The organism is Paenibacillus turpanensis, assembly GCF_011421635.1.
In the GTDB taxonomy this organism is placed as follows: Bacteria; Bacillota; Bacilli; order Paenibacillales; family YIM-B00363; genus Paenibacillus_AK; species Paenibacillus_AK turpanensis.
In genome coordinates, this window is sequence record NZ_WTLI01000010.1 from 17,078 (window position 1) to 42,123 (window position 25,046).

The window sequence follows — 25,046 nt, forward strand, 5'->3', positions numbered from 1 at the left end:
GAGGAAGACATTATTGATAGGAATGGAACAAAAATGGCACAACGATACCGCATTACTCATGATGTAATAGACGTAAACGCCGTGGCGGCTTTGGTATCGCATCCCGACCATGGAGCTAACGTCGTTTTTATTGGAACGACCCGAGAAATGACGAAGGGCAAGCGAACCATTCGTTTAGAATACGACGGCTACGAGCCGATGGCACTGCGCACGCTGCATCAAATCGGCGATGAAATCGCGGATAGATGGAGCGGCACGCTGACGGCAATTACACACCGGCTGGGCACCGTGCCCGTCAGTGAAGCGAGTGTTGTCATTGCCGTTTCCAGCCCGCACCGCAGCGCGGCCTATGACGCAAGCCGCTACGCGATCGAACGGCTGAAGCAAATCGTGCCGATCTGGAAAAAGGAAATTTGGGAGGATGGCGAGCAGTGGATCGGCCATCAGCTGGGGCCCTGGAATCCGGTCCAGCCTCCCGAAGGAGGAGAAGGCGATGCTTGAGCGCTATTCGCGGCAAATGCTGTTTGCCCCCATCGGACAAGCCGGCCAGCAGCGGCTGATCGACTCCCGCGTCGTTATCGTCGGCATGGGCGCCTTAGGCACCGTCCTTGCGAATCATATGGTCCGGGCCGGCGTCGGTTACGTCCGGCTTATTGACCGGGATTTTGTGGAGCCGAGCAACCTGCAGCGGCAAATGCTGTACACGGAAGCCGATGCCGACGGCTCGACGCCGAAAGCGATTGCCGCAGCGGACCTGCTGCGCAGGGTGAACTCCGCCGTTGAGATCGAGCCGCATGTGGCCGATCTCAACGCGGCTAACGCCGAAGCTCTGCTCGGCGGCGTGGATTTGATCTTGGACGGAAGCGATAATTTTTCCGTCCGCTTTCTGATTAACGATGCCGCGGTGAAGCTCGGCATTCCGTGGATTTACGGCGGCGCCGTCAGCTCCCGCGGAATGATGATGACGATCATTCCGGGAGAAACGCCCTGCCTGCGCTGCTTGTTCCCTCAATCGCCTTCCCAAGGCGGCGGCGATACGTGCGACACCGTCGGCGTGCTTGGCCCGATTATTCATATCGTAGCCTCTTACCAGGCGACGGAGGCGCTGAAATACTTAACCGGCAATAAGCAGGAGCTGCACGGGCGCATGCTGCAGTTTGACATTTGGCGTTCGCAGGACTCCGCCATCGATATCAGCCGCTCCCGCCGGGAGCAATGCCCTGCATGCGGCCAGCACCGCTTTGAATATTTGGAAATGGATGAGGGAGACGACGCCGTTCAATCCATGTGCGGCCGTGATTCCGTACAGATCGTTCCACGGAATCCGTCTCCGGTAAATCTGGCCCAGTGGGAAGAGAAATGGCGTCCGCTCGGAAGCGTTACGCGAAATCCATTTTTGCTGAAGCTGTCCCCTAACGAGGAAGTGACCATTGTGCTGTTTCCCGATGGCCGGGTCCTGATTCAGGGCGTCAGCGATCCCGTTCAAGCCAAATCGTTATACAGCCGATATATTGGAATGTAAGATAACTTACGTTCAATATCTAGCAAGAAAGGATTGCTCTTTCGACATTTCCTTTGTAAACTAAACTTAATACCAACGAGGGCGACAGGTGAAAACGATATGAGGGTTAATGTTACAGATTTGCAGGTCGGTGATAAGCTTACTTCCCATGTGTTTAACCAATACGGCCTGCACGTGCTGTCTTCCGATTCCGTGCTGTCCGCTAACGATATTGCCATGCTTTTCCGCCATGGCATTGAATATGTAGATATCGCTATCCGCGTCGTAGACGTGAAGGCAAAAATTGCCCAATTTCAAAAGGAAAGCCAGCTCCGCGAAAAAATGCAGCCGATGCTGGATCAAGCGGTGGAAGGCTTAAAACGGCTGTTCGAGCAGGCCGGTGCTGCCGGAACCTTTGATCCGCAGCTTGTGGACAACGCCTACCAGCCTCTAGCGGAACAAATCCAAAAAGAAACGGATGTCGTCTCGCTGCTGCTTGCACTGGAAGTGACGGACGACTATACCTACCAGCACAGCGTTCAGGTCGGCATGATTTCTTATTTCATTGCCAAATGGATGGGGAAAAGCGAAGCCGAGGCGCAAAAAATCGGCAAAGCCGGTTTCCTGCACGATATAGGAAAAACGAAGATTCCTCACGAAATTTTGTATAAAAAAGACAAGCTGACGACAGCCGAGTTCAACGAGATCAAGAAGCATACAACGTACGGCCATGATATTATCGTGGAATCTTTAGAGGACGCTTCGATGGCTCTCGTAGCGCTTCAGCATCATGAGCGAATGAATGGCAGAGGATATCCAAACGGAGATTCCGACAGCCAAATTCACCCTTATGCCAAGATCGTTTCGGTAGCGGAAGTATACTGCACGATGATTTCCTCCACCGTTTATCAGGCGAAACGCAACATGCTTGCAGTACTGCAAGAGCTGCACAACCTAAGCTTTACGGAGCTGGATCCTCAAATTACGCATACGTTTATTCAGAATATGATTCCGAACTTTATTGGCAAAAAAATTACGCTTGATAACGGCCAGGTTGGTACCATTGTTATGACTAACGCTAACGATTTCTTTCGGCCGCTTATTCAAATTGATAATACGTTTATCGATCTATCGAAGGAAAAGCAATACGCCGTGAAGGACATTCAAATGTAATGAAGCAAGGCTGCCATCATCCGGCAGCCTTTTTTTCATGTCTAACGGTTTGATAACGCGAGCTCTATTAATAAACAAAACGCTTTGCAGTAATAAACGTCTTCTTCCAAAACGCGCGGTTAATGCTCCGGTATTGCACGCCATCCTTCGGCTCGTCCAGCGCATGGATCATCATGCCGTTGCCGATATAAATGCCCACATGTCCGGCCACTTTGTTGGACTTAAAGCGCCCAGGGACGTAGAAGAAAAGCAAGTCGCCTTTCCGCAAATTTTTGCGGCTGACGGTCTGTCCAAGCTTTTGCTGTGCACGGGATGTACGCGGCAGGTCAATACCGTATTTACCGAACACATATCGGGTATAGGAAGAACAATCGAAACGATTCGATTGCGGATAGGGTGCTGCGCCAAACTTGTATTTTACCCCAAGATATCGTTTTGCCGTATTTAACAGCGCCCCAACATCAACATTTTTCAATGCTGTTTCTACTGCTTCTTGTTCAAAAGGACTTACGTTTCCACCGACCGTGTAGGCTTCTCCATACTGCTCCGGATCCGCATTCCAAACCCCGGCTTCAGCGCCAGCCTCGGCGCCCGCTTGCCCTTGATTCGGAGTCGGCTGCGTAAAGTCAACATCTTTGAATGGATCCGCTGGATCATCCCCAAAATTAAGGGCATCATTCGGCACATCCGGAAGGTTGTCCGTATCCTTTAAGTACACATCGCCGTCGGAAGGATGAATAATCAGCTTGTTCTCGTCAAGATCATACACCATCCATTCGCCGAATATATCCGCGACACCGGACACCGGAATATGCGGCACACCGTTAATACGAACCGGAGGCTCCTTCAGTGTTATCGTCTCGCCCTCCACCTGCACCTTCGGATCGTTCATCGTTACAATAAATTCGGAGCCATTATCACCGATATCGAATGTTTCACCATTCTGCTCTGCACGAAACTCCAACAAATTGATAATATCTGCCAAAGGAACATAACGCGATTGACCGGAAGTTACAAAAGGAATGACCGCATCCGATAAGGCTGATTCACCCAGCGGACGGAGCGAGCTTTGTCCATCCTTCGAAAGCATTCCGAGTCCGCCGGAATTCGTTTCTCCGACCGTATTTCCTTCCTCGTCAGCCGCAAGGGAGTTATAGCCGCCTGTAATATCGAACGCTAATGGTCTTCCGTCATCCCCCATCGCTTGGCTGCCGCCCTGCGCTTGATCCCCGCCTTGAGCCTGCTGCTCTTGCCCGCCGCCTTGAGCCTGCTGCTCTTGCCCGCCGCCTTGCTGCTGGCCGCCCTGCGCGCCGTTATTTGCCGTATTACAAGCGGTTAACGATACAAAAACAAAAACCATGCCGGTTGCCACTATGCTTCGCCACTTGTTCATTCCCTTTTCTCCTTTACGTGTGAGACTGATTTTTCAGTCATAGGGTGTGTTGTCAGGAGAAAAATATGCGGCAAAAAAGCACGTCCCCGTTGGTAAGGAACGTGCTTTTTAGCAGTGTTTTCCGATTTATTAGTTTAACCGATGGAGCCTTCCATCTCGAACTTGATGAGACGGTTCATCTCTACCGCGTATTCCATCGGAAGCTCTTTCGTGAATGGCTCGATGAAGCCCATTACGATCATTTGCGTTGCTTCCGCTTCAGATAAGCCGCGGCTCATCAGGTAGAAGAGCTGGTCTTCGGATACCTTCGATACCGTTGCTTCATGCTCAAGCGTAACATTGTCGTTCATGATTTCGTTGTACGGAATCGTATCGGAAGTGGACTCGTTGTCAAGAATGAGCGTGTCGCACTTGATGTTCGCTTTCGCGCCTTCCGCGTTGCGTCCGAAGGAAGCAAGACCGCGGTATGTTACTTTGCCGCCATGCTTCGAAATCGACTTTGAAACGATCGTCGAAGTCGTATCCGGAGCAAGGTGAATCATCTTCGCGCCGGCATCCTGATGCTGGCCCTTGCCTGCTACGGCGATGGACAATACGCTGCCCTTCGCGCCGCGGCCTTTCAGAACAACCGCAGGATATTTCATCGTCAGCTTGGAGCCGATATTGCCGTCAACCCACTCCATGTTTGCATTTTCTTCCGCAACGGCACGCTTCGTAACCAGGTTGTAAATGTTCGGAGCCCAGTTTTGAATTGTCGTGTAACGGCAGCGGGAGTTTTTACGGCAGATGATTTCAACGACGGCGCTGTGCAGCGAGTTCGTGCTGTAAATCGGCGCTGTGCAGCCTTCAACGTAATGTACGAAGGAATCCTCGTCGGTGATAATCAATGTACGCTCGAACTGACCCATGTTCTCGGAGTTAATGCGGAAGTACGCCTGCAGCGGAATTTCGCATTTTACGCCTTTTGGAACGTAGATGAAGGAACCGCCGGACCATACTGCGCTGTTCAGTGCAGCAAATTTGTTGTCGCTTGGCGGAACGATTGTTCCGAAATACTCGCGGAACAAATCTTCATGCTCTTTGAGCGCCGTGTCCGTATCCATAAAGATAACGCCCTGGTCTTCAAGCTCCTTCTGCATGCTGTGGTAAACAACCTCGGACTCGTATTGAGCGGAAACCCCCGCAAGGAACTTCTGCTCCGCTTCCGGAATACCCAGTTTATCGAAGGTTTGCTTAATTTCCGCAGGAACCTCTTCCCATGTCTTACCTTTTACGTCCGATGGACGAACATAATACTGAATATCGTTGAAGTCAAGCCCTTCCAAATCCCCGCCCCACTTTGGAGTAGGCATTTTGAAAAATTGCTCGAGGGACTTCAAACGGAACTCCAGCATCCACTGCGGCTCGCCCTTCATGCGGGAAATCTCGGTTACGATTTCCGGCGTCAAGCCTTTACCCGATTGGAAAACAGCTTGGTGATTGTCTTTAAAGCCATATTTATATAAATCCAATTCCGGCATTTCTTTAGCCATTTGTTAACCCTCCTTCGAATGTTCGATGCCTTTCTTCAAGGCGTTCCATGCCAAAGTCGCACACTTGATGCGGGCAGGAAATTTATTTACACCGGACAACGCGTCTAAGTCTTCGTATTCATCGAAGGATACGTCTTCACCTTTCATTAACGCGGAAAACTTTTCAGCCATATCCAGCGCTTCCGAAAGCGAACGTCCTTTCACGGCATCGGTCATCATGGAGGCGGAGGCCATCGAAATCGAGCAGCCTTCTCCGACGAATTTAGCGGCTTTTACTTTATCGTCCTCAACCTGCATTTGCAGCGAAATTTTATCGCCGCAGGTCGGGTTGTTCAGGTCGATCGTTACCGTTTCGTCCTTCTCAAACGTCCCGCGGTTACGCGGGTTTTTGTAATGGTCCATAATAACACGGCGGTACAAATCATCCAATTGCATGGCCGAAGTACTCCTTTGTTTTGATGAGCGCCTTAGCCAAATGATCGATTTCTTCCTCGGTGTTGTACATGTAAAAGCTTGCGCGGGCCGTTGACGAGACGTTAAGCCAACGCATCAGCGGCTGACAGCAGTGATGTCCTGCACGAATCGCAATGCCTTCCGCATCCAGTACGGTGGCAACGTCATGAGGATGCACATCGTCAAGATTGAACGTAACGAGACCTACACGATGCTCCTTCGGTCCGTAGATCGCCACCCCTTCGATTTCCGAAAGGTTATCATACGCATAAGCGGCGAGCTGCTCCTCATGCTGCTGGATGGCATCCATTCCGATCTCCTGCAGAAAATCGACTGCAGCGCCGAGGCCGATTGCGCCAGCAATAATCGGCGTCCCCGCCTCAAACTTCCAAGGAAGCTCCTTCCACGTCGATTCGTATAAATCGACATGGTCGATCATTTCACCGCCAAATTCATGCGGCTCCATCTTTTCCAAGAGCGCTTTTTTTCCGTAGAGTGCCCCAATTCCGGTCGGACCGCACATCTTATGACCCGAAAGAGCATAAAAATCGCAATCCAGATCCTGGACATCCACTTTACGCTGCGGCGTGCTCTGCGCACCGTCGACAACCATAACGGCGCCATGCTTGTGCGCAATCGCTGCAATTTCTTTAACCGGATTTACGACACCAAGAACATTGGAAACATACATCACACTAACAACCTTCGTACGGCTTGTAATCGTCGCCTCTACATCTTCGAGAGAGATCGTTCCGTCCGGCTGCAGCGGTATATATTTTAACGTCGCTCCTGTTGCTTTCGCGGCCTGCTGCCAGGGAATCAAATTGCTGTGATGCTCCATTGGAGTCAGTACAATTTCGTCCCCTTCGCCGCATACCGCACGCGCATAACAAGAAGCTACGATGTTTAAGGCTGTTGTTGTACCCCGGGTAAAAATGATTTCAGATGCCGAGCGGGCATTAATGAATCGGGCCAGCTTTTCGCGGGCCCCTTCGTATGCATCCGTCGCTCTTGTTCCTAAGGTATGAACACCCCGGTGCACATTAGAATTATCCTGCTCGTAATAAGCCTTCAAAGCTTCGATCACACGAACAGGCTTCTGGGAGGTAGCCGCGCTGTCCAGATAGACAAGCGGCTTCCCATTTACCTGCTGATCCAAAATCGGAAACTGTTTGCGAAGCTCGGCGGCGTTCATCGACCGAGTTTCCTTTCAATCACGGATTGCAGCTGCTGCTGAAGCTGCTCTACCGGAATTTCCGATACAACCGGCGCCAAGAAGCCGTAAATAATCAAGCGCTCGGCTTCTTGCTTGCTGATCCCGCGCGACATCATGTAGAACACTTGCTCCGGGTTGACTTGGCCTACGCTCGCCGCGTGACCTGCTTTTACGTCGTCCTCGTCGATGAGAAGGATCGGGTTCGCGTCGCCGCGCGCTTTCGGGCTCAGCATGAGCACGCGCTCGGTTTGCTGGCCGTTTGCGCCCGTAGCCGCCTTCTCAATCTTTGTAATACCGTTGATGATCGCTGTCGCTTCATCGCGCATTACGGCGCGAGTAATCATATCGCTCTCGGAGTTTTTGCCCCAGTGAACGGCACGAGTGGTGATGTTCAGCTTTTGATCCTCGCTGCCTACATTGATCACCTTCGCATCGGAAGTTGATCCGTTGCCGCGTAGATCCGTCTTCGTGTCGGACATCGTATTGCCCGCATTCATTTCACCAATGATCCATTCCACACGCGAGTCATTTTCAACAATCGCGCGGCGATACTGAAGGTCTGTTACACCCTTCTCCATGTGATGAACGGATGCAAAGCGCACCTGCGCGCCCGGCTTGACGAATACTTCGACGATACCGTTCAACGTAAGCTCTCCGGAAACGGAGGAAGCGAAATTATCTACATAAGTAACCGAGCTGTTCGCTTCGGCAATCACAAGCACATGCGGTGCAATGGTTGCCGATGCATCGTCAGCAAAGAACATCGCCTGCAGCGGCTCTTCGATGACGACATTTTTCGGCACGTACAAGAACGCGCCGCCATTCCACAGAGCCGCGTGGATCGCAGTTTGACGATTCTCATCCACCTTCACAGCCTGCATGAAATACTGTTTAATCAGATCGCCGTGTGTTTTCATCGCCGTTTCCAAATCGGTAAACACGACACCCTGCTTCTCCAGCTCCGGAGAAAGCTTACGGAACACAACACTGGAATTGTGCTGTACGATCAGGTTTTGCGATTCCGCCGAGACAAGCGCGCGAACCGCTTCCGGCAGCGCGTCGAAAGATGCTACTGCTTCGGAGGATTTATAGTTACCGTAGGAGTTGATATTCCAACGTTCAATCTTCGTCTTTTCCAAAACCGGCAGTTCCAGCTGTCCGGCCAGCACCGAAGCTTCTTTACGAAGCTCGGAGAGCCATGCAGGCTCGCCTTTGCTGGACGAAAGGGCGGAAACGGCCGCTTGATCGATAGTTACTACTGTTTGTGCGGACATTGTACTTCCTCCTTACGTCCGATTATAAATTCGGCGCTTTCGTATTCATCGGAACGACAAACTCATCTTCTTCCACGCCTACGCGCTCATCCGTAATGCCGAGCTCCTCTTTGATCCAATCGTAGCCTTCTGCTTCCAGACGCTCTGCAAGCTCCGGTCCGCCGGACTTGACGATACGGCCCTGCATCATTACGTGTACAAAGTCAGGGTTGATGTAGTTCAAGAGGCGCTGATAGTGCGTGATCACAAGGAAGCCGCGGTCTTCGGAACGCATTGCGTTAACACCGGCTGCAACGATCTTCAATGCGTCGATATCCAGACCGGAGTCGATCTCGTCAAGAATAACAATGCTCGGCTGAAGCATCATCATTTGCAAAATTTCGTTACGCTTCTTTTCGCCGCCGGAGAAGCCCTCGTTCAGGTAACGGTGCATGAACTGCGGGTCCATTTCCAGCTCTTTCATTTTTGCTTCCATTTGACGGATGAACTTGATCAAGGAAATTTCATTGCCTTCGCCAAGACGTGCGTTCATTGCACTGCGAAGGAAGTCCGCGTTCGTTACGCCGGCAATTTCGCTCGGATACTGCATCGCCAAGAACAAGCCAGCGAGAGCGCGCTCGTCAACTCCCATTTCCAGGACGTCTTCGCCGTTTAGCGTCACGTTTCCGCCTTCGATTTCATACTTCGGATGGCCCATGATTGCCGAAGCAAGGGTCGATTTCCCTGTTCCGTTCGGTCCCATGATGGCATGCACTTCGCCGCCTTTAATCTCAAGCGTAACGCCCTTCAAAATTTCTTTTCCTTCGACGGTCGCTTTCAGCTCGTCTATTGTAAATACCGGTTTGTTCGACATGAACGTATTCCCTCCAACTATTTTCTACAAATTATTTTTATATGGAAATTGAGAATCACAGGATTCGTGATTCTCAATGATTCTCAATAATGATTCTATTATAGCGCACCTCATAGCGTGAATAAAGGGGCACGGCATAAGATGATAAACATTTTTGTTTAATAAGTGCAATTACTCGATTTTCCCCAGCGTCCGCAAAAGCTCTTCTTTCCGCTGTAGAAATGTGCTGTCGTCCAGCACCGGAATTGCCCGATCAGACGCTATTTCGTCCTCTAGGGTAATCCACGACCTGCACCCCGTATAAGAATCGACCATTGGAATCGTGATCTCACGATTAAGCTTATAAACTCTAAGTATGATTAAATGTAACGGCTGTGTCTTTTTCCACTTCAGACGCTCTTCCGCAAATTGCTCCGTCCAGATATGGTAAGGCTGTACCTTCAACAGCTCCTCCATGTCATGGATCAGCAGCTCTTGTTCGGCAATCGCGAAGGAAGTGATCGGTACCAGGTCGGAACCCGGCTTCCATACAGCAATGCTCTCCTCAACGTAATGCCGGTATGCTTCCTTCATTAAATCTTTACGCTGATGCTCGAACGTCGGGAATAAGTAAAAGGTGCTGCTCTCCATTTGAAAATGCTTCGTTTCTTCGGAGATTCCGCCTTTTCGCAGGAGTAGGATTTGATCGCCCATTTCCAATGCCTTAATAGCGGATGCCCACTCTTTTAAAGCGACGGACGGATTCATGAAATCACACACCTTTTCGAAGTAAATAAAGAAGAAGCCACTTATTACCTTGGTTATTGTATCAAACCGTGCCCCAAAATGAAAATAAGTCTTCTATAGTTTCATTCATGAAACACGAATCGCAGGAGCCGCCCGGCCGAAAAACCAGGCAAGCTCTCTACGCCGTATCGAAATCAGCCGACTAGCCGAGAAAAGAGGAAAGCAGCCAATTGTGCTTTTCAAGAGAAGACTGGATGGCCAGCAGCATATCGCCTGTCGTTTCATCGTTAAGCTGCTCGGCGCTTTCGATCGCTTCCTTCAATTCCTCGATAACCTTGTCAAAATCGGCAACCAAAGATTGCACCATCTGCTCGGCGGATTCTTTGCCCTTCGCTTCTTGAACGGAGGACAGTTCCAAATATTCCTTCATCGTTGCCGGAGGATTACCCTTTAACGTAAGGGAACGTTCCGCAATTTCATCGATGTGAAGAGCAAATTCGGTATACAGCTCTTGGAACTTCGCGTGCAATGTAAAAAATTGCGGGCCTCTTACGTACCAGTGGTAATTGTGCAGCTTGACGTAAAGCACACTAAAGTTGGCCAGTTGTTTGTTTAGTTGGTCGATGATTGGTTTCACTGCTGTAGCTTGTGTCATAAATAGTACCTCCTTCAGATTCCTCCATCGTTTCTGGACTAGTATTGCCATAATACGTGGTTGAATGCTTCTTCGATTCATGCTTTAATCTTTTCTATATTCAATACTATATTATAATAATTATAATCTGTCAAACGGCGACAGGAAAATTATTGTTTTCTCGACAAGACGAATACCTTATACTAAGGGTCGTATAAGCTATACTATTAATGCGCGGAGGTGCCTTTCTTGGCTGAATATCGCCCTTTAACGGAACAACAAGCGATCGAAACCGCCCGGACGATCGAACATTTATTTACACCCGGTGCTGAGCTTACCTGCCGGGAGATCGGTGACGGAAACCTGAATCTGGTCTTTCATATAAAAGAAGAAGCGACAGGCAAAAGCGTGATCATCAAGCAGGCGCTCCCTTATGCTAAGGTAGTCGGCGAATCGTGGCCGCTTACCTTAGATCGTGCGCGGATCGAAAGTGAAGCGCTGATTTTGCAAGGGAAGCTGTGCCCGGATTTAGTACCGCATGTTTATTTCCATGACAGTGTGCAAGCGATTACCGCTATGGAGGACTTAAGCGGGCATGTCATTATGCGTCAAGGCTTGATGAACCGGACCGTTTACCCGCGTTTTGCCGAGGATATCGGGTTATTTCTGGCGAAGACGCTGTTCTTCACGTCCGATCTCGGGATGAACCAGCAGGACAAAAAGCTGCAGCAGGGCCGTTTCATTAACCCGGAGCTGTGCAAAATTACGGAAGATTTAATTTTTGACGATCCGTATACAAACTCCCCGAACAATAACTACGAAGCACATATTAAAGATGCTGCGGAAGCTTTGTGGACCGACCGCGAGCTGCATTTGGAAGTGGCGCGGCTGCGTCATCGCTTCTTAACGCAAACACAGGCGCTGCTGCATGGCGATCTTCATACGGGAAGTATTTTTGCCCTGCCGGATTCGACCAAGGTCATCGACCCTGAGTTTGCTTATTACGGCCCGATGGGCTTCGATATCGGCGCTGTCATCGCTAACCTGCTGCTGAACTACGCAGGTCAGGAATGGTGGAGCAAGGACGAGGCCTCCCGCGCGGAATTCCGCAGCTTCCTCACGAGCTCGGTTCGTGAGGTGTGGAATGTGTTTGAGCGCCATTTCCGCGAGTATTGGAGCACTTCCCTGGTGGATCGTATCTCGGCTGCACCGGGATTTGTTGACATTTATGTGCAGGAAGTGCTGCAGGATACCGTTGGTTATGCCGGCTGCAAAATGGTGCGCCGCATCGTTGGCCTCTCCCATGTTGCCGATATCGACAAGATCGAGGACAGCGCAGTTCGCGAAAAGGCGCAGCGGCTCGCGCTTGCCATCGGCACTTCATTAATCAAAAAGCATCGCGGCGTTCAATCGATTGAGGATGTGCTTGAAGCCGTCCAGCATGTAACGAAGTGAGGCGAAAATGATGAATAACGAGGAATTGCAAATGGAAGAAGCTTCGGCGGCCGGAACCTCAGGCGTATCGCCTTGGCTGCAATCCGTTCGCTGGAATGAAGAGAAGCAGCGGCTCGACCTTCTCGACCAACGCCTGCTCCCCGGCGAAATTGTGTACTTGCCTTTAGAGACGATCGGCGAGGTGTGGGACGCGATTCGTGAGCTGGCGGTACGCGGCGCGCCCGCGATCGGCATTGCCGCCGCTTATGGTTTGTATTTAGGCGTACGCGGCTTTGAAGGGCCGCTAGCCGATTTTGAGGCCGAGGTGAACCGGCAGGCCGATTATTTGGCGACGTCGCGTCCGACGGCGGTGAACCTGTTCTGGGCGCTGGACCGCCTGCGCGCGCATACCCAAGCGGCTTTGGCCGCGCAGGGCGCTTCGCCTGCTGGCGTGAAGGCGTCGCTTTTGGATGAGGCGAAGGCGATCCAGGCGGAAGACGAGGAAACCTGCCGCCTGATCGGCGAGCATGCGCTCGAGCTGTTCCGCGACGATATGGGCGTGCTGACGCACTGCAACGCGGGCGGCTTGGCGACGGCGCGGTACGGCACCGCGCTCGCTCCGCTATACTTGGCGCATGAACGCGGCTGGAACATCCGCGTCTTCGCCGATGAGACGCGCCCGGTGCTGCAGGGCGCACGTTTGACCGCCTTTGAGCTGCAGCAGGCCGGCGTCGACGTGACGCTGATTTGCGATAATATGGCCGGACATGTCATGTCCAAGGGCTGGGTTGACGCGGTCATCGTCGGAACGGACCGCGTGGCGGCGAACGGCGATGTAGCGAATAAAATCGGCACGTACAGCGTTGCTGTGCTGGCGAAAGCACACGGCATTCCGTTCTACGTGGCCTGCCCGCTGTCTACGATTGACCTCGAGACGGCAACCGGCGCCGAAATTCCGATTGAGGAACGCCACGAGCATGAAGTGACGCAGGGCTTCGGCAAGCGTACCGCCCCAGAAGGCGTGAAAGTGTACAACCCGGCGTTCGACGTGACGCCGAATGAATATGTGACTGCAATTATAACGGAGAAAGGCGTCGTCAAGCCGCCGTACAACGTAAATTTGCGCAAGCTGTTCGAGTAAAATCGTTCTCGCATAAAAAAGCCCGGAATGACAGCACCAGCCTATAAGGCGGCAGTCATTCCGGGCTTTGATTTATTTCCAGCGGTACACGCGCGCCTCATATGGACGCAGCGGCGCAGTGGCTGGGCGTTCCTCTATAATCCCATCGTAGTTGCCGATGAGCAGCTCCGCCTCTTCGCTCACCGCAATTCGTCCAGGCACCGCGTAATGCGCTTGATCTCCGCTAAAGTTACAAAGGACGAGCAGCTTTTCTTTCCCTAACGTTCGGGTATAGGCGTAAATTTGACCGTGGTCCTCCATGATTAAATCGTAAGTGCCGTATACGATAATCTCATGGCTTTTGCGAAGCTGAATCAGCTTCCGGTAATAGTGATAAATCGAGTCGGGATCGGCAACGGCCGCCTTCGCGTTAATTTCCCGATAATTCGGATTGACGGCAAGCCAAGGCTCGCCGGTCGTAAAGCCCGCATTCGGCGAATCGTCCCATTGAATCGGCGTACGAGCGTTATCCCGCCCTTTGACATGGATCGTCCACATCACATGTCCATGATCCCATCCGCTCTCAATGACCCGCTCGCGGTACATGTTATGGATTTCCACATCGCGGTAATCCTCGATTCCATCCAGCTGAATATTCGTCATGCCCAGCTCTTCGCCCTGATAAATATATGGCGTGCCCTGCATCATATGCAGAAATGTTGCCAGCATTTTGGCCGAAATGACGCGGTATTCCTTGTCGTTGCCGAACCGGGACACCATACGCGGCTGATCGTGGTTATTCATATAAAGCGAGTTCCAGGCGCGGCCCTCGAGTCCTTTTTGCCACTTGGTCATCGTTTGCTTCAAATCGGCCAAACTCCATGGCTTCACATCCCATTTACCGCCCCAGCCGGAATCCAAATCCATATGCTCAAACTGGAACACCATGTTGAGCTCCCTGCCGTCAAGGTTCGCATACCGGCATGCCTCCTCCGGAGTAACACCCGGCATCTCGCCAACAGTCATCATATCGTATTTTGACAGCACCTCACGATTCATTTCCTGCAAATATTCGTGAACGTGAGGACCATTCATAAAGTACTGGCCGCCCCATTCGTATCGGCCTTCGCCCGGCGCGTTCGGAAGCTCCGGCACCTTGGATATGAAATTGATGACATCCATCCGAAACCCGTCGACACCCTTGTCGAGCCACCACTTCATCATGTCGTACACCTCGCGGCGCACGCGCGGGTTTTCCCAATTCAAATCAGGCTGCTTTTTGCTGAACAAATGCAGGAAATATTCGTCCGTCTGCTCATCGTACAGCCAGGCGGAGCCGCTGAATACCGACACCCAATTGTTCGGCTCCCGTCCGTCCCTGCCAGGGCGCCAAAAATAATAGTCCCGGTACGGGTTATCCTTCGATTTGCTTGATTCCACAAACCACGCATGCTCGTCGGACGTATGATTGACGACCAGGTCCATCATCAGCTTGATGCCGCGGTCATGCATCTCCTTGATCATGCGCTCCCAATCGTCCATTGTCCCGAACTCTTGCATGATCGCCTGGTAATTGCTTATATCGTAGCCGTTGTCGTCGTTCGGCGACTCGTATACCGGCGACAGCCAAACCACATCGACGCCCAGCTCCTTTAAATAATCGAGCTTTTCGATAATGCCCGGAATGTCGCCGATGCCGTCGCCATTACTGTCCTTAAAGCTTCGCGGATAAATTTGATACACGACACTTTCTTTCCACCATGTTTTTTGCATGTCCGCCCTCATTTCTCAGGTCGTTTACTCTACGGTATGAAGTATACCGAACGAAGCCGTTAATATTCCAAATGGGACGGTGGAAGTCCCAACTTCGATCCAGCTAAAAGGATTGCTCAACATCAAGCACAACCGAAGCCCCGGACTTTTTCCTCATCGTTGAATTTGCAATCCGCAGCTCCAGCTGCTGCACGTACAGCTCCTCATCAAACGGCAGCTCTACCCAGCCGTCTGTCCACGTGGACAACAGCATTGCGTTCAGCAGCGTAACCCCGTAGATCCCGTCGCTGCCCGGCGCCAGCAGCGGCGTTCCTTGCAGGATTGCATCGGTAAAGTTTTGCAAAATGCCGCGATGACTCGGGTTTTCACCCCCAACTGGGATCTCGCATTTCCAGCATTCCGGCGTTCCAAAGCCGCCGCGAAACGTGCGGTTGAATTCCCGTTCCGATACACGAAGGCGCCAAAAAGTCATTTCATCGTTTTCCACGACAATTTTTCCGCGGTCGCCTGTAATCTCAAGCCGGTTCGTTCCCGGAGCCTCAGCCGTCGAAGCGATAAACACGCCTGTTCCGCCGTTCGGGTATTCTACATAGGCGGTTACTTCATCCTCCACCTCGATGTCATGGTACTGCCCGAAGCGGCAAAACGCACGCACCCGCTTCGGCATAAGCCCGGTAACCCACTGCCATAAATCGAGCGGATGGGTGCCTTGATTAATGAGCACGCCACCGCCTTCTCCCGCCCAAGTGGCACGCCACGAGCCGGAATCAAAGTAGCTCTGCGACCGGTACGAGTCGGTCGTAATCCAGTTCGTACGGCGAATTTCGCCAAGCTCGCCCGACGCAATCAGCTCCCGCAGCTTCCGGTATAACGGGTTCGTGCGCTGGTTGTAAATAATACCGAACACTTTGCCGGACTTCTCCGCCGCTTCGTTCATTTCGCGAACCGCCTTCACATGCACGCCCGCCGGCTTCTCAATCAGCACATGCAGCCCCTGCTGCAGTGCTTGAATGGCCAGCGCCGGATGGTCGTAATGCGGCGTTGCAATCAATACGGCGTCGATTTGCCCGGATTTCAGCATCGCTTCGTATGAATCAAATACAGCAACGCTGTCGCCAAACTGCTCCTTCACCTTAGCTAAGCGCTCCTCGCGCGGATGGCAAGCTGCAGAAAGCACCGCCCCGTTTACTGCCTGTTGAAGCAGCTTCATATGCTTGATTCCCATGCTTCCAATTCCGATTACGCCAAAACGGACCTTCTGTGACACTCGCTTCACTCTCCTTGCACACGTTTACATTTTCTTTTAGTATACCGCCGCCTCTTTCACCGCGGCAAGCGGCCGACCCATTTCTTCGTGACCGGCCTGAAGCACTCGGACCGCTCCGAAGACACGAAACCCCGGTACGGACTGAGCAGCAGTCCGTACCGGGGCTCTATGCATGGATACGTATTTACGTATGAATCAAAAGATTATTTCAAACGAATTGCTTGTCCCGGGAAAATTAAGTGTGGATTTTCCAGCTTATTCAGCTCGGCAAGCTGCTGCCATGTGGTGCCGTTGCTTTTGGCAATCGCCCAAAGGGTATCGCCTGGCTTAATAGTATAAACGTCAGCGCTCGGCGCTGCCGGAGCTGCTGGAGCCGCTGGCGTCACAGCCGGTGCCGCTGGTGCAGCCGGTGCCGCTGGCTGCTGCGCAGGAGCTGCCGCGCTCTTTACCGTAATGCGACCTTCTACGGCCGGAGCAACGTCGCCTTTTTTCTGGATATACGCAATCAGTGCTTCATCCAGCGCTGGGAATTCGCCAAGCAGCTTACTGCCGCCAAGCATCGTATACTGGTCGCCGCCAGCTGCCAGGAAGTCATTCGTCGCAAGCACGTACTGCTTGTTCATGTCGACATCCACGCCGCCGATTTTCAGCGAGTGAACACGCTCGCCGGCCGGCTTCGTTTCGTCGATGACAAACGACATGCCCGCTACCTGCGGGAACGCGCCCTTCGTCTTCGGATAGCTGTCTACGCCATTTTCAAGCGCAGCCTTAATATCCGCCCCGGTTACCTGCTTCGTTACGATGTAGTTACCGAACGGCAGCACCGTAATGACATTCCCCTTCGTAATGCTGCCCGCATCAATCGAAGCGCGGATTCCGCCGCCATTCGTTAATGCTGCATCGGCTCCTGTCACATCAAGCATAGCATCGGTAATCAGGTTGCCCAGGTTCGTTTCCATCGCGCGTACTTGCTCGCGCTCGCCGTCCAGCTTCACCGACGTCTTGCCGATTACTTGGCTCAGCACCTGCTCCTGCTCTTTTTTCACACCGTCGATGATATTCGTGATCTGTTCATCCGGCGTAGTTAACGCTGCCGCTTCTTTCGAAACTAGCTTAGCGTCAATACCGCTCAGCTTCTTGCCTTCAAACGTAAGCTCGACCACGCCGAGATTTTTCGTGTATTCTCCGGCGCTCACAATCAGCGTATCGTTCCCGCCCTCGAGCCCTTCCACCAGGGTTGTATGGCTGTGGCCGTCGACGATCAGGTCGATGCCCGGCACTTCCTTCGCAAGCTTAATGCTTGTGTCCGTGCTCGACTCATCGATACCCAAATGTGTCACAGCAATGATCGCATCGACACCCTTGCTCTTCAGCTCTTCAACAATCGGCTTCGCTTCCACTGCCGGGTCTACAAACGTAAGACCTTTAACATTGTTCGGGTGGGTCTTATACGTGGTTTCCGGTGTCGTCAGTCCGAAGATGCCGAGCTTCAAGCCGTCTACCTCTTCAATGACGTATGGCGTAAGCAGGCGCTCACCGTCTTCCTTGCGCACGTTTGCCGACAAAATCGGGAACTTCGTAATTTGATCAAGCTCCAGCAATCGCTGGTAGCCATAGTTGAAATCATGGTTGCCCGCTGCCATGGCATCGTAGCCCAGCTCGTTCATCACTTTAGCGATGCTTTCACCCTTCACCAGCGTAGCGAAATTCGTGCCGTGCATTGTGTCTCCGGCATCAAGCAGCAGGGTGTTCGGGTTATTTTCTTCATAATAACGGGCAAGGGTTCCGAGCTTGGCAAAGCCCATTCCGTCATTGGACGATTCCTCGGCGCGGCCATGGGAATCATTCGTGTGCAGGATTGTAATGCGCGTAACATCCTTCTTCTGCCCTTCCGTCAGCTCGTACACGGCCACCGTACCGGAAACCTCGTGCGCTGCAAGCAGGAGCGCTTGTCCCGTCGGACTTTCCGCTGCCGGAATGAACTCGAGACCTTCCGGTGCGCTGTCCCCAGCAACCTCTTTGCCCGAATAGTCACGGCTTGAGAAGTAAGCTGCGTATTCCGGCTTCTTCGGATCATTCAAGTTGTATGCGAAGATGCCGCCCGGACGCTCCAAACCGATAAAGGCGTAGCGGTTCTCGCCTACCTGTCCAATCTCCACATCCTCCGGCTCAGGCCCTTTGTCGTCACTGCGGGAATCCGCTTCATTTTCATCGTTCGAGGTATTGAACATTTCACTGTTTACACGCGCCAACGTTTGTTCAAACGCATCGCCGCTGTCGTAAACCAGCTTCATTGTATCTGCATCCCAGACCGAGAAGGAGCGAGCGCCAAAGCTGTACAACGCCTCGTATTTTCCGTTCACATGTCCTTCAATGTTCGTAATTTTTAAGCGGCCAAGCTTGGACTTTTCCGTAAGCGTCGCAGCGACTGCATCAAGCTGCTTTTGAGTCACGCCAGGATAATTCTTCGCCTGCAGGGCGAGCTGATCCTTCACGTCCTCGACGCGCTGCTCCTCGGAGAATCCGTCATAATCGCGAGTATCGCCTTCGTTTGCCGTAATCAGATACGTTTTTCCGCCTTCAGAAACCAGGTCGATTCCGTCCGGCTGGTACATGCCAAGCACCGGCCAAGGCTGAATATTGATTTTGTCATCCTTATCCGACGCATCCAGACCGCTGCCCGGTACAGTATGCTGCTTTACACCCAAAGCGGTGATTTTTTCGATCTTCTTCGATTCCAGGTTGAGAACCGCAATCGCGTTGGCTTCCTGCAGCGCAACGTATGCCTTCTTGCCATCCGGATTTACGGTAATGTATTCCGGCTCCATATCCTTTTGCGCGCTTCCGCCGTTTCCTTTATGTACGTGTCCTTCAATCGGCGCGTCAAACAAAACCGTCGTTACAGAATCCTGGGTAACTTTATCCGCTCCAGCCGAAACATCAATGATCGAAACGGAGCCTTCCGGATCAATCGTGTATTCATCGTTCGGCTCACCTTCATTTGCTACAAGAATTGCTTTGCCGTCCGGAGTGAACGTGAGCATGTCCGGAAGCGCGCCAACCTCAACCGCCGCCAGCAGGCGTCCGTTCAAATCAAGCAGTGCAACCTTGCCGTTATCGGTTTTCGGGTCTGAAGGCAGAGTGATCGCGATGAAATCCCCTTTTGGAGAAACAGCAACGCTCGTAATATCGCCGATCGACGCTACTTCCTTCAGCAGGTCTTCCAGCTTAATCCGCGCAGTCAGCTTTAGCGATTCGACATCCTCTCCGGAGCGCAAGCCGGACAAATCGACGATATCAATCGATTTTTCCGCGCCGTTCACAACAAACGCTTTTTTCGAAGCCGGATCATACTTTACAATCTCCGCACCCGCTTCATCAATCGGTGCTCCTGAAGAATAACGCGCGAGCAGCTTAACATTCAGCTCCCCCGTTCCATCCAAAAGCCACTCCGTTCCCGTTTCCCCTGCAGCAGACACTGCTCCGGCAGCAGGAAGCGCCAGCGATAACGCAAGCAGCGCCGAGGCGCAACGCTTCATAACTTGCATAGTCCATCCTCCCAGTCTATCAATCTTCTTCGAGCCTATTGTACAGAAGGATGATCAACACGCAGTTAATAGATTGTAAATTCAGCGTAAATTTTACAAACAATAAAAAAACAGAGGCCGCTTCTCCGCAGCCTCCGAATTGAACTACAACATATTACAGCATTTTCAGCAGCGCATCGCTGCCTTTCATTCCTGCGGTTACCCCCAGCTTCTCCGCGGCAACCGTTACCGATTCAAGCGGCGCCTCAAGCAGCTGATCGATCGTGCGAACGCCGACCGCACGGCCGGCAATCACTCCGCGGTCAGCCAGCTTTTCGTTAAGCAGCCCCACATCCAAAGCACCGCACATAATGTATCCTTTATCCGTCGTCACTGCTAAGAGCGTCGTTTTCGGCAGCTTGACTTCGATCGCTAGGACCGTATGCCCGTTTATGACGACCGGCTCGAGTTTCATCATTTGGCATCATCCCTTCGACGTGATGCTCCATTCTATGCGTCTGCCGCGCAGCCCGTGTAGTCAGGCGCCCAGCCGCGGTTTATTCCTACAATAATAACTTCGGCAACAACGCTCTTCCGCTACTTGCACATCCCGGCGGCCGTACCCTTCCATACGTCCAATCATCCTATGTCCCAAAGGAATACAATACAGCATAACGTGCGAAAGGAGGATGCTACCATGCATCGTCAAATCACGAAAGCTCAAGTAAAAACGTTAATTGGAAAAAACATCGTCGCTGTAAAAAAAGACGGCACGAAGGTTTCCGGCAAGTTAGTCAGTGTGAAGGGCAACCAGCTCAACATCAGAGTACGCGGCAAAAAAGTAAAAACGAAGGCTATTCTTCCGCTTGTACTTTTTGACCTTCTTGCGATCGGTACGGCTCCTTATGCCGGTTACGGATACGGAGGTTACCCGGGATACGGGGCGGGTTACGGAGGTTACCCAGGTTACGGCGCATACGGCGCGTACGGCTATCCAGGTATCGGCTACGGCTTCTTCTAATCACTCTGGACGCAAATAAACCGAGGCTTTTTCCAGCCTCGGTTTTTCGTGCTTACCGTTTTTATTCCATTAGAGCGATTTAGCCGCCGCTACCGCGAGCAGCACCCATCCAGCCAAAAAGGCAACTCCGCCAAGCGGTGTTATCGCCCCCAGCTTCGTCTGGTTCGTTAATGCCATTACGTACAAGCTGCCGGAAAATAAAACAATACCCGCCAGCAGCAGCTTGCCCGACCAGCCTACCAAGCTTTCCGTGGCCTGCAGCTTGTCAACCAGCACCGCAAGTAGAATCAGTCCGAGTGCATGCACCATATGATAATGGACACCTGTATTCCAGTTGGCCAACATCCGTTCTGAAATTCTCTCTTTTAAACCGTGGGCGCCGAATGCTCCTAGCGCAACCCCTAAAAACATGTTGATGCTTCCCCACAATAAAAACAGCTTAGCCACGTTATACCCACTCCCGCTACTTAATCAAGCCGACTCCTTCCAATTCTACCTTAACCTTCGTCTCAAATTCAATTTCCGAGTACAGCTTGTGCCAATTTTCCCATTCCGTCTTATTCGTAAAGTTTCTGGAACGGTACCTCAGGCCAAAGCCGATCGGATCGACCCGCTGATCCCTCAGTTTGTATAGAAGCTTACTAATATCCTTGTTCAGTCTTTCCGTAATGATTTTCTTGAGCTTATTTGCATCGTGAGTCTCCTCCCCGCCCTTCATCTCTTCTACAATGCCTCTAATTTTGCCGTTAATTACAATGACCGGTCGGCCATCCGCTTTTCTTGTAATTTTATACGATGCAGTCATCCGTTCTGCACTGAACAAAAAATGGAGTCCTTCCTTCTCGATGCCCCAGGTGCCCTTTTCCGTAGCCCCCATGATTAGATTGAGCATTTCCGACTCCTCCGCATTGAGCCAGACCTGCTTTTCCTCTTTATTAAAGACAACGGTTTGTCGTACAGCCTGCTGAGAAGCTTCTTCCATTGCAGTCAAAACGGGGAGCAGAGGGTCCAGCCCGCGCTCCTCCAATCTTCGATGCAGATCAAACAGCTGAACGGTAACCGTGGATGGGGATTCGATTCCCTCATAACCGAAGGATAGAAACAGCGAATTGGAAGGTACCCGCTCTGACTTCGTCTTAATTCCCAGCACAGATTTCGCATCCGGCTGGCCAACAGCCACCCAGGCAATCTTCTGGATATCACGTCTCCGCAAAAACCAATCTATCGTCTCTTCAAGCGGGCGAGAGATAACGCCTTTGCCCAATACAATCATTTTGAGATGTCCGAAGTCGATCTCTTTGTCGACTCTCGTTTTCATTTTACGTACCGCTTCCCCAATCGTCTCCGCTTCCTCGCTGTGCAGCTCCGATTTTTCTTGTCCAGCTTTCATTTCCCCTGAGGGAATGGCAAATTTCATCCACACTTTATAGGTATTTTTCTTTTCTCCGGGATCGACCCCCATCGATACTACGAAAAACCGTTTGTCGATATCTTTATATCCATTCATTCCACACCCGGACAAAAGAAGGGACGCCGTCCACAGCAGAACCAAGCCTCGAAGCATCGTTCTCATGCAGCTGCCTTCCTCCTTTCGCGGACGGACAGGTAGTAAAGAAAAAACACTATCGTCATCTCGCTTGCTAGGCGCAGTACAAGAAACCAAATCGACACGGTTAACATGGTCTGTTCATTCATCCAATAGGCGAGAGCGATTCCTCCGGCCCCAAAGACGGCTGCAAAGTACCAGGACAGCTTTTTGCTTTTCTTGGATTTGTTGCTGTCAACAAAAAACCAGCTTTTGAACATTTGCAGACTCACATGCCAATGGACCAGTGTACTGAGAAGGGAAATCGTTAAATAGAGCAGCAGGAATACAAAGATCAGACGCTCCACAAATCCGTATTGTAAACGAATGGCATCCGCCGTAGTAAACCATTTGTAAACAAGCTCTCCGACGGAGTCCATACCATGCATGCCGATCGGAATGAAATAAGTTGTAAGTAAATTGAGCATACCGACTGGGCCTACAATCCAAAGCAGTCGCATCGAAGCCGGTTTTTCAAATACGCGGTTAAACACAACGATGTTTAAATATCCCGTAAACATATACGTAGCCGCTGACAAAGCTACGATATGCGGAGGATGGAATATATAAGTCGCTGCTTCCAGCATCGAATCCCAAAGCACGTATTGGTTAAAGGAGGCCTTGACCATGATAAACAAAATAAACGGCACCTGGAGGATGATTAAAATTTCCAGCAAATACAGCACTTTGCGCGATTGCAGCTGGATCAAAAAGACCAGAACGGTACAATAAAGGAACATCGTTTGAACCGTGCTCATTTCGGGATTGATAAAGCGAACCGATACGTCCGCAAAATAATAGAGTGTAACTGCGCCGGCGGCATACCACATGATCCCGAAGAAGCCCATAAAAATATGGACCAGCCATGGGGATAAATAATCCTGTAAAATTTCCGGCAGCCCTCTTTGCGGAAAGGCCTGCATCGATCTGATCATCAGCCCCATCAGTACCAACGAGATCGGCAGAGCTGCAAGCAAAGACATCACCGCTCCGTCAAAGCGTTTATCCAGCAAAATACGCGGTACAAACGCAATGACGTTAGCAAGCATGTTCAGCACAATTAAGTATAGAAAATAGCGGTTCAAAGCTTACCACCCCGGATCTGCTTGTCATCTCCCTTGAACAGCTTTAAATAGGGATCCCCCATGCTTTCCAGATTCACCAAATAGGCAACCATTATAATCGTACAAAGCACAAAGCCGATTAACCCGTACAATGTAGAAACAAGCAGGACCACGTATTTGACGCATCGTATTGCAAAGCTGAAGGAATTAATCGGGATCACGAAGTTGGATATGGCGACAGCCGCTACGATAATAATCATAATGTCGCTGACAAGACCCGCTTCCGTTGCGGCTTGCCCCAAAATGAGGCCGCCTACGGTCGTTGCCGTTTGTCCAATGGTTTTTGGCAGCCGGATACTTGCCTCGGTCAGCAGCTCCATCATAAGCAGCATAAACAGCACCTCGACAAAAGCCGGGTAAGGTACCCCCATCCGGCTTCCGGCAATGGACAGCGCCAGCTGCACCCGAAAAAGCTCCGGGTTGTAAGCCGTAATGGCCACATAGAGTCCCGGAAGTGAAAGACTGACAAATAAACCGATATAGCGCAGCACGAGCAGAAAACGACTGATCCAATAGGATTGGTAGACATCCTCCATGGAAGACATGAAATCAAACACAGCAACCGGCGCGATAAGTACAAAGGGTGTCCCGTCAAGCATGACCACGATTTTCCCTTGCGTCAGATTCAGCGCAGCCCGGTCCGGCCGTTCCGTAACCATCATCGTCGGAAAGAGACGGCGCTGGCGCCCGTTCATTTCCTGCTGAAGCTGACCGGCCGCCTGAATAATTTCCGCTTGAACGGAATTCAGCTTATCCTTCATCAATTTCAAAAGCTTGGGATCAACAAGCTCGTTATCGTAAATGATCGCCACCGCGGTTTTCACTTTTGTACCGACCGAAGTAAGCTCCAGCTTTAAAGAAGGACGATTATATCTCCCTCTTATAAGATTCATGCTCACTTCAATGCTTTCACTAAAAGCACTTTCGGGGCCTTGAATAACGGTTTCAACGTTCGATTCTCTAATTTGTTTATTAAGAAGAAAGTTTAGTTCCACTGTAAACAGCTTTTCACCAAACCAAACCGCGGCGTAGCCCTTGCACAGCTGTACGTAAAGCTCCTGCATTTGTTTGGGGGCCGGACCTACCTCAAGCGAGAGCAAATACTGCTCATATTGATTCGCCGTTTCCATTTCGTAGAACGGCTTTATAATGCGTTCTTGTAATTTAAGATCATCAACCATGCTGCGAAGGTAAAAAAGCTGCATCTGCACTTTTCCGTGCTGCAGCTTGGAAATAACGCCGTCCGACGTTTCCGATATAAAGCTCGCCAATTTCTCAACGTTGACCGAACGGTTGTTATCCTCCATCTGTATAATCCTCTCTGTTCGTTCGTTATGAAAATAAGCACTCTACTATTTATTGTTCCCATCCCTTTACTCTGCCAAACGTTTCCTAAGCTGAAGTTCTCCTCCCCCTCTTATACCAAATCAAATTTGTGCA

Annotated in this window: 22 protein-coding genes and 1 pseudogene; 6 read left to right on the top strand and 17 right to left on the bottom strand. The window is 51.3% G+C overall.

The window, feature by feature from the left end; genetic code table 11:
• Window positions 1-45 precede the first annotated feature (45 nt).
• The 3 genes and pseudogenes from GQS10_RS10680 to GQS10_RS10690 form a co-directional block, all read left to right on the top strand.
• A pseudogene (locus GQS10_RS10680) lies at window positions 46-501 on the top strand (molybdenum cofactor biosynthesis protein MoaE); the annotation flags it as partial.
• Window positions 494-1,522, top strand: a complete 1,029-nt coding sequence (locus tag GQS10_RS10685; RefSeq protein ID WP_166241886.1) for a ThiF family adenylyltransferase — start codon at window positions 494-496, stop codon at window positions 1,520-1,522. The pseudogene GQS10_RS10680 and the gene GQS10_RS10685, both read left to right, overlap by 8 nt.
• Before the next feature lie 99 nt (window positions 1,523-1,621).
• Complete coding sequence (locus GQS10_RS10690) at window positions 1,622-2,674, top strand: HD-GYP domain-containing protein (protein WP_166241888.1); 1,053 nt, start codon at window positions 1,622-1,624, stop codon at window positions 2,672-2,674.
• 67 nt (window positions 2,675-2,741) lie between these two features.
• Here GQS10_RS10690 and GQS10_RS10695 read toward each other — a convergent pair whose 3' ends face one another.
• From GQS10_RS10695 to GQS10_RS10730, 8 genes are all read right to left on the bottom strand, one after another.
• The gene (locus GQS10_RS10695) at window positions 2,742-4,067 is read right to left on the bottom strand and encodes a C40 family peptidase (protein WP_166241889.1); all 1,326 of its coding nucleotides are present in this window, start codon (window positions 4,065-4,067) and stop codon (window positions 2,742-2,744) included.
• Window positions 4,068-4,201: 134 nt separating this feature from the next.
• Window positions 4,202-5,599, bottom strand: coding sequence for a Fe-S cluster assembly protein SufB (gene sufB, locus GQS10_RS10700; protein ID WP_166241891.1), 1,398 nt, complete (start codon window positions 5,597-5,599; stop codon window positions 4,202-4,204).
• 3 nt (window positions 5,600-5,602) lie between these two features.
• Window positions 5,603-6,034: a Fe-S cluster assembly sulfur transfer protein SufU gene (gene sufU / locus GQS10_RS10705; RefSeq protein ID WP_166241893.1), complete on the bottom strand. Its 432-nt coding sequence runs from the start codon at window positions 6,032-6,034 to the stop codon at window positions 5,603-5,605.
• The gene (locus tag GQS10_RS10710) at window positions 6,021-7,247 is read right to left on the bottom strand and encodes a cysteine desulfurase (protein WP_166241895.1); all 1,227 of its coding nucleotides are present in this window, start codon (window positions 7,245-7,247) and stop codon (window positions 6,021-6,023) included. Before GQS10_RS10710 ends, sufU begins: the two co-directional genes overlap by 14 nt.
• Complete coding sequence (gene sufD / locus GQS10_RS10715) at window positions 7,244-8,542, bottom strand: Fe-S cluster assembly protein SufD (protein ID WP_166241897.1); 1,299 nt, start codon at window positions 8,540-8,542, stop codon at window positions 7,244-7,246. Before sufD ends, GQS10_RS10710 begins: the two co-directional genes overlap by 4 nt.
• A gap of 22 nt (window positions 8,543-8,564) precedes the next feature.
• On the bottom strand, window positions 8,565-9,395 hold the full coding sequence (gene sufC / locus GQS10_RS10720) for a Fe-S cluster assembly ATPase SufC (RefSeq protein ID WP_166241899.1): 831 nt from the start codon (window positions 9,393-9,395) through the stop codon (window positions 8,565-8,567).
• Between the two features lie 171 nt (window positions 9,396-9,566).
• Entirely contained in the window at window positions 9,567-10,142 is a 576-nt protein-coding gene (locus GQS10_RS10725) for a DUF1802 family protein (protein WP_166241901.1), read from the bottom strand.
• A gap of 181 nt (window positions 10,143-10,323) precedes the next feature.
• The gene (locus GQS10_RS10730; protein WP_166241903.1) at window positions 10,324-10,776 is read right to left on the bottom strand and encodes a Dps family protein; all 453 of its coding nucleotides are present in this window, start codon (window positions 10,774-10,776) and stop codon (window positions 10,324-10,326) included.
• A gap of 228 nt (window positions 10,777-11,004) precedes the next feature.
• Here GQS10_RS10730 and mtnK point away from each other — a divergent pair, with 228 nt between their 5' ends.
• A complete protein-coding gene (mtnK, locus tag GQS10_RS10735) occupies window positions 11,005-12,210 on the top strand; it encodes an S-methyl-5-thioribose kinase (RefSeq protein ID WP_166241905.1) in 1,206 nt (401 codons plus the stop codon).
• Between the two features lie 31 nt (window positions 12,211-12,241).
• Window positions 12,242-13,330 carry an S-methyl-5-thioribose-1-phosphate isomerase gene (gene mtnA, locus GQS10_RS10740; RefSeq protein ID WP_166242177.1) on the top strand — a complete coding sequence of 363 codons (1,089 nt, stop codon included), beginning with the start codon at window positions 12,242-12,244 and terminating at the stop codon, window positions 13,328-13,330.
• 72 nt (window positions 13,331-13,402) lie between these two features.
• Here the strand turns inward: mtnA and GQS10_RS10745 are convergent, their stop codons facing one another.
• From GQS10_RS10745 to GQS10_RS10765, 5 genes are all read right to left on the bottom strand, one after another.
• Complete coding sequence (locus GQS10_RS10745; RefSeq protein WP_166241907.1) at window positions 13,403-15,082, bottom strand: glycoside hydrolase family 13 protein; 1,680 nt, start codon at window positions 15,080-15,082, stop codon at window positions 13,403-13,405.
• Between the two features lie 103 nt (window positions 15,083-15,185).
• Window positions 15,186-16,349: a Gfo/Idh/MocA family protein gene (locus GQS10_RS10750; protein ID WP_341805047.1), complete on the bottom strand. Its 1,164-nt coding sequence runs from the start codon at window positions 16,347-16,349 to the stop codon at window positions 15,186-15,188.
• A 36-nt stretch (window positions 16,350-16,385) separates the two neighbouring features.
• Window positions 16,386-16,523, bottom strand: coding sequence for a hypothetical protein (locus GQS10_RS10755; RefSeq protein WP_166241909.1), 138 nt, complete (start codon window positions 16,521-16,523; stop codon window positions 16,386-16,388).
• A 29-nt stretch (window positions 16,524-16,552) separates the two neighbouring features.
• Window positions 16,553-19,897, bottom strand: coding sequence for a choice-of-anchor I family protein (locus tag GQS10_RS22925; RefSeq protein WP_207952230.1), 3,345 nt, complete (start codon window positions 19,895-19,897; stop codon window positions 16,553-16,555).
• A gap of 154 nt (window positions 19,898-20,051) precedes the next feature.
• Entirely contained in the window at window positions 20,052-20,354 is a 303-nt protein-coding gene (locus GQS10_RS10765) for a YunC family protein (protein ID WP_166241911.1), read from the bottom strand.
• 219 nt (window positions 20,355-20,573) lie between these two features.
• On the opposite strand from GQS10_RS10765, the gene GQS10_RS10770 reads away from it, so the two are divergent.
• A complete protein-coding gene (locus GQS10_RS10770) occupies window positions 20,574-20,897 on the top strand; it encodes a hypothetical protein (RefSeq protein ID WP_166241913.1) in 324 nt (107 codons plus the stop codon).
• 69 nt (window positions 20,898-20,966) lie between these two features.
• Here the strand turns inward: GQS10_RS10770 and GQS10_RS10775 are convergent, their stop codons facing one another.
• Genes GQS10_RS10775 through GQS10_RS10790 form a run of 4 tightly spaced genes read right to left on the bottom strand, consistent with a single transcriptional unit; the run spans window position 20,967 to window position 24,913 of the window.
• Window positions 20,967-21,344, bottom strand: a complete 378-nt coding sequence (locus GQS10_RS10775) for a DUF423 domain-containing protein (protein ID WP_166241915.1) — start codon at window positions 21,342-21,344, stop codon at window positions 20,967-20,969.
• A 16-nt stretch (window positions 21,345-21,360) separates the two neighbouring features.
• Window positions 21,361-22,470 (bottom strand): Ger(x)C family spore germination protein, encoded by a 1,110-nt coding sequence (locus GQS10_RS10780; protein ID WP_166241917.1) that lies wholly within the window; start codon window positions 22,468-22,470, stop codon window positions 21,361-21,363.
• On the bottom strand, window positions 22,467-23,567 hold the full coding sequence (locus tag GQS10_RS10785; RefSeq protein ID WP_166241919.1) for a GerAB/ArcD/ProY family transporter: 1,101 nt from the start codon (window positions 23,565-23,567) through the stop codon (window positions 22,467-22,469). The genes GQS10_RS10780 and GQS10_RS10785 overlap by 4 nt, the downstream gene beginning before the upstream one ends.
• Window positions 23,564-24,913 (bottom strand): spore germination protein, encoded by a 1,350-nt coding sequence (locus GQS10_RS10790; RefSeq protein ID WP_166241921.1) that lies wholly within the window; start codon window positions 24,911-24,913, stop codon window positions 23,564-23,566. The genes GQS10_RS10785 and GQS10_RS10790 overlap by 4 nt, the downstream gene beginning before the upstream one ends.
• Window positions 24,914-25,046 lie beyond the last annotated feature (133 nt).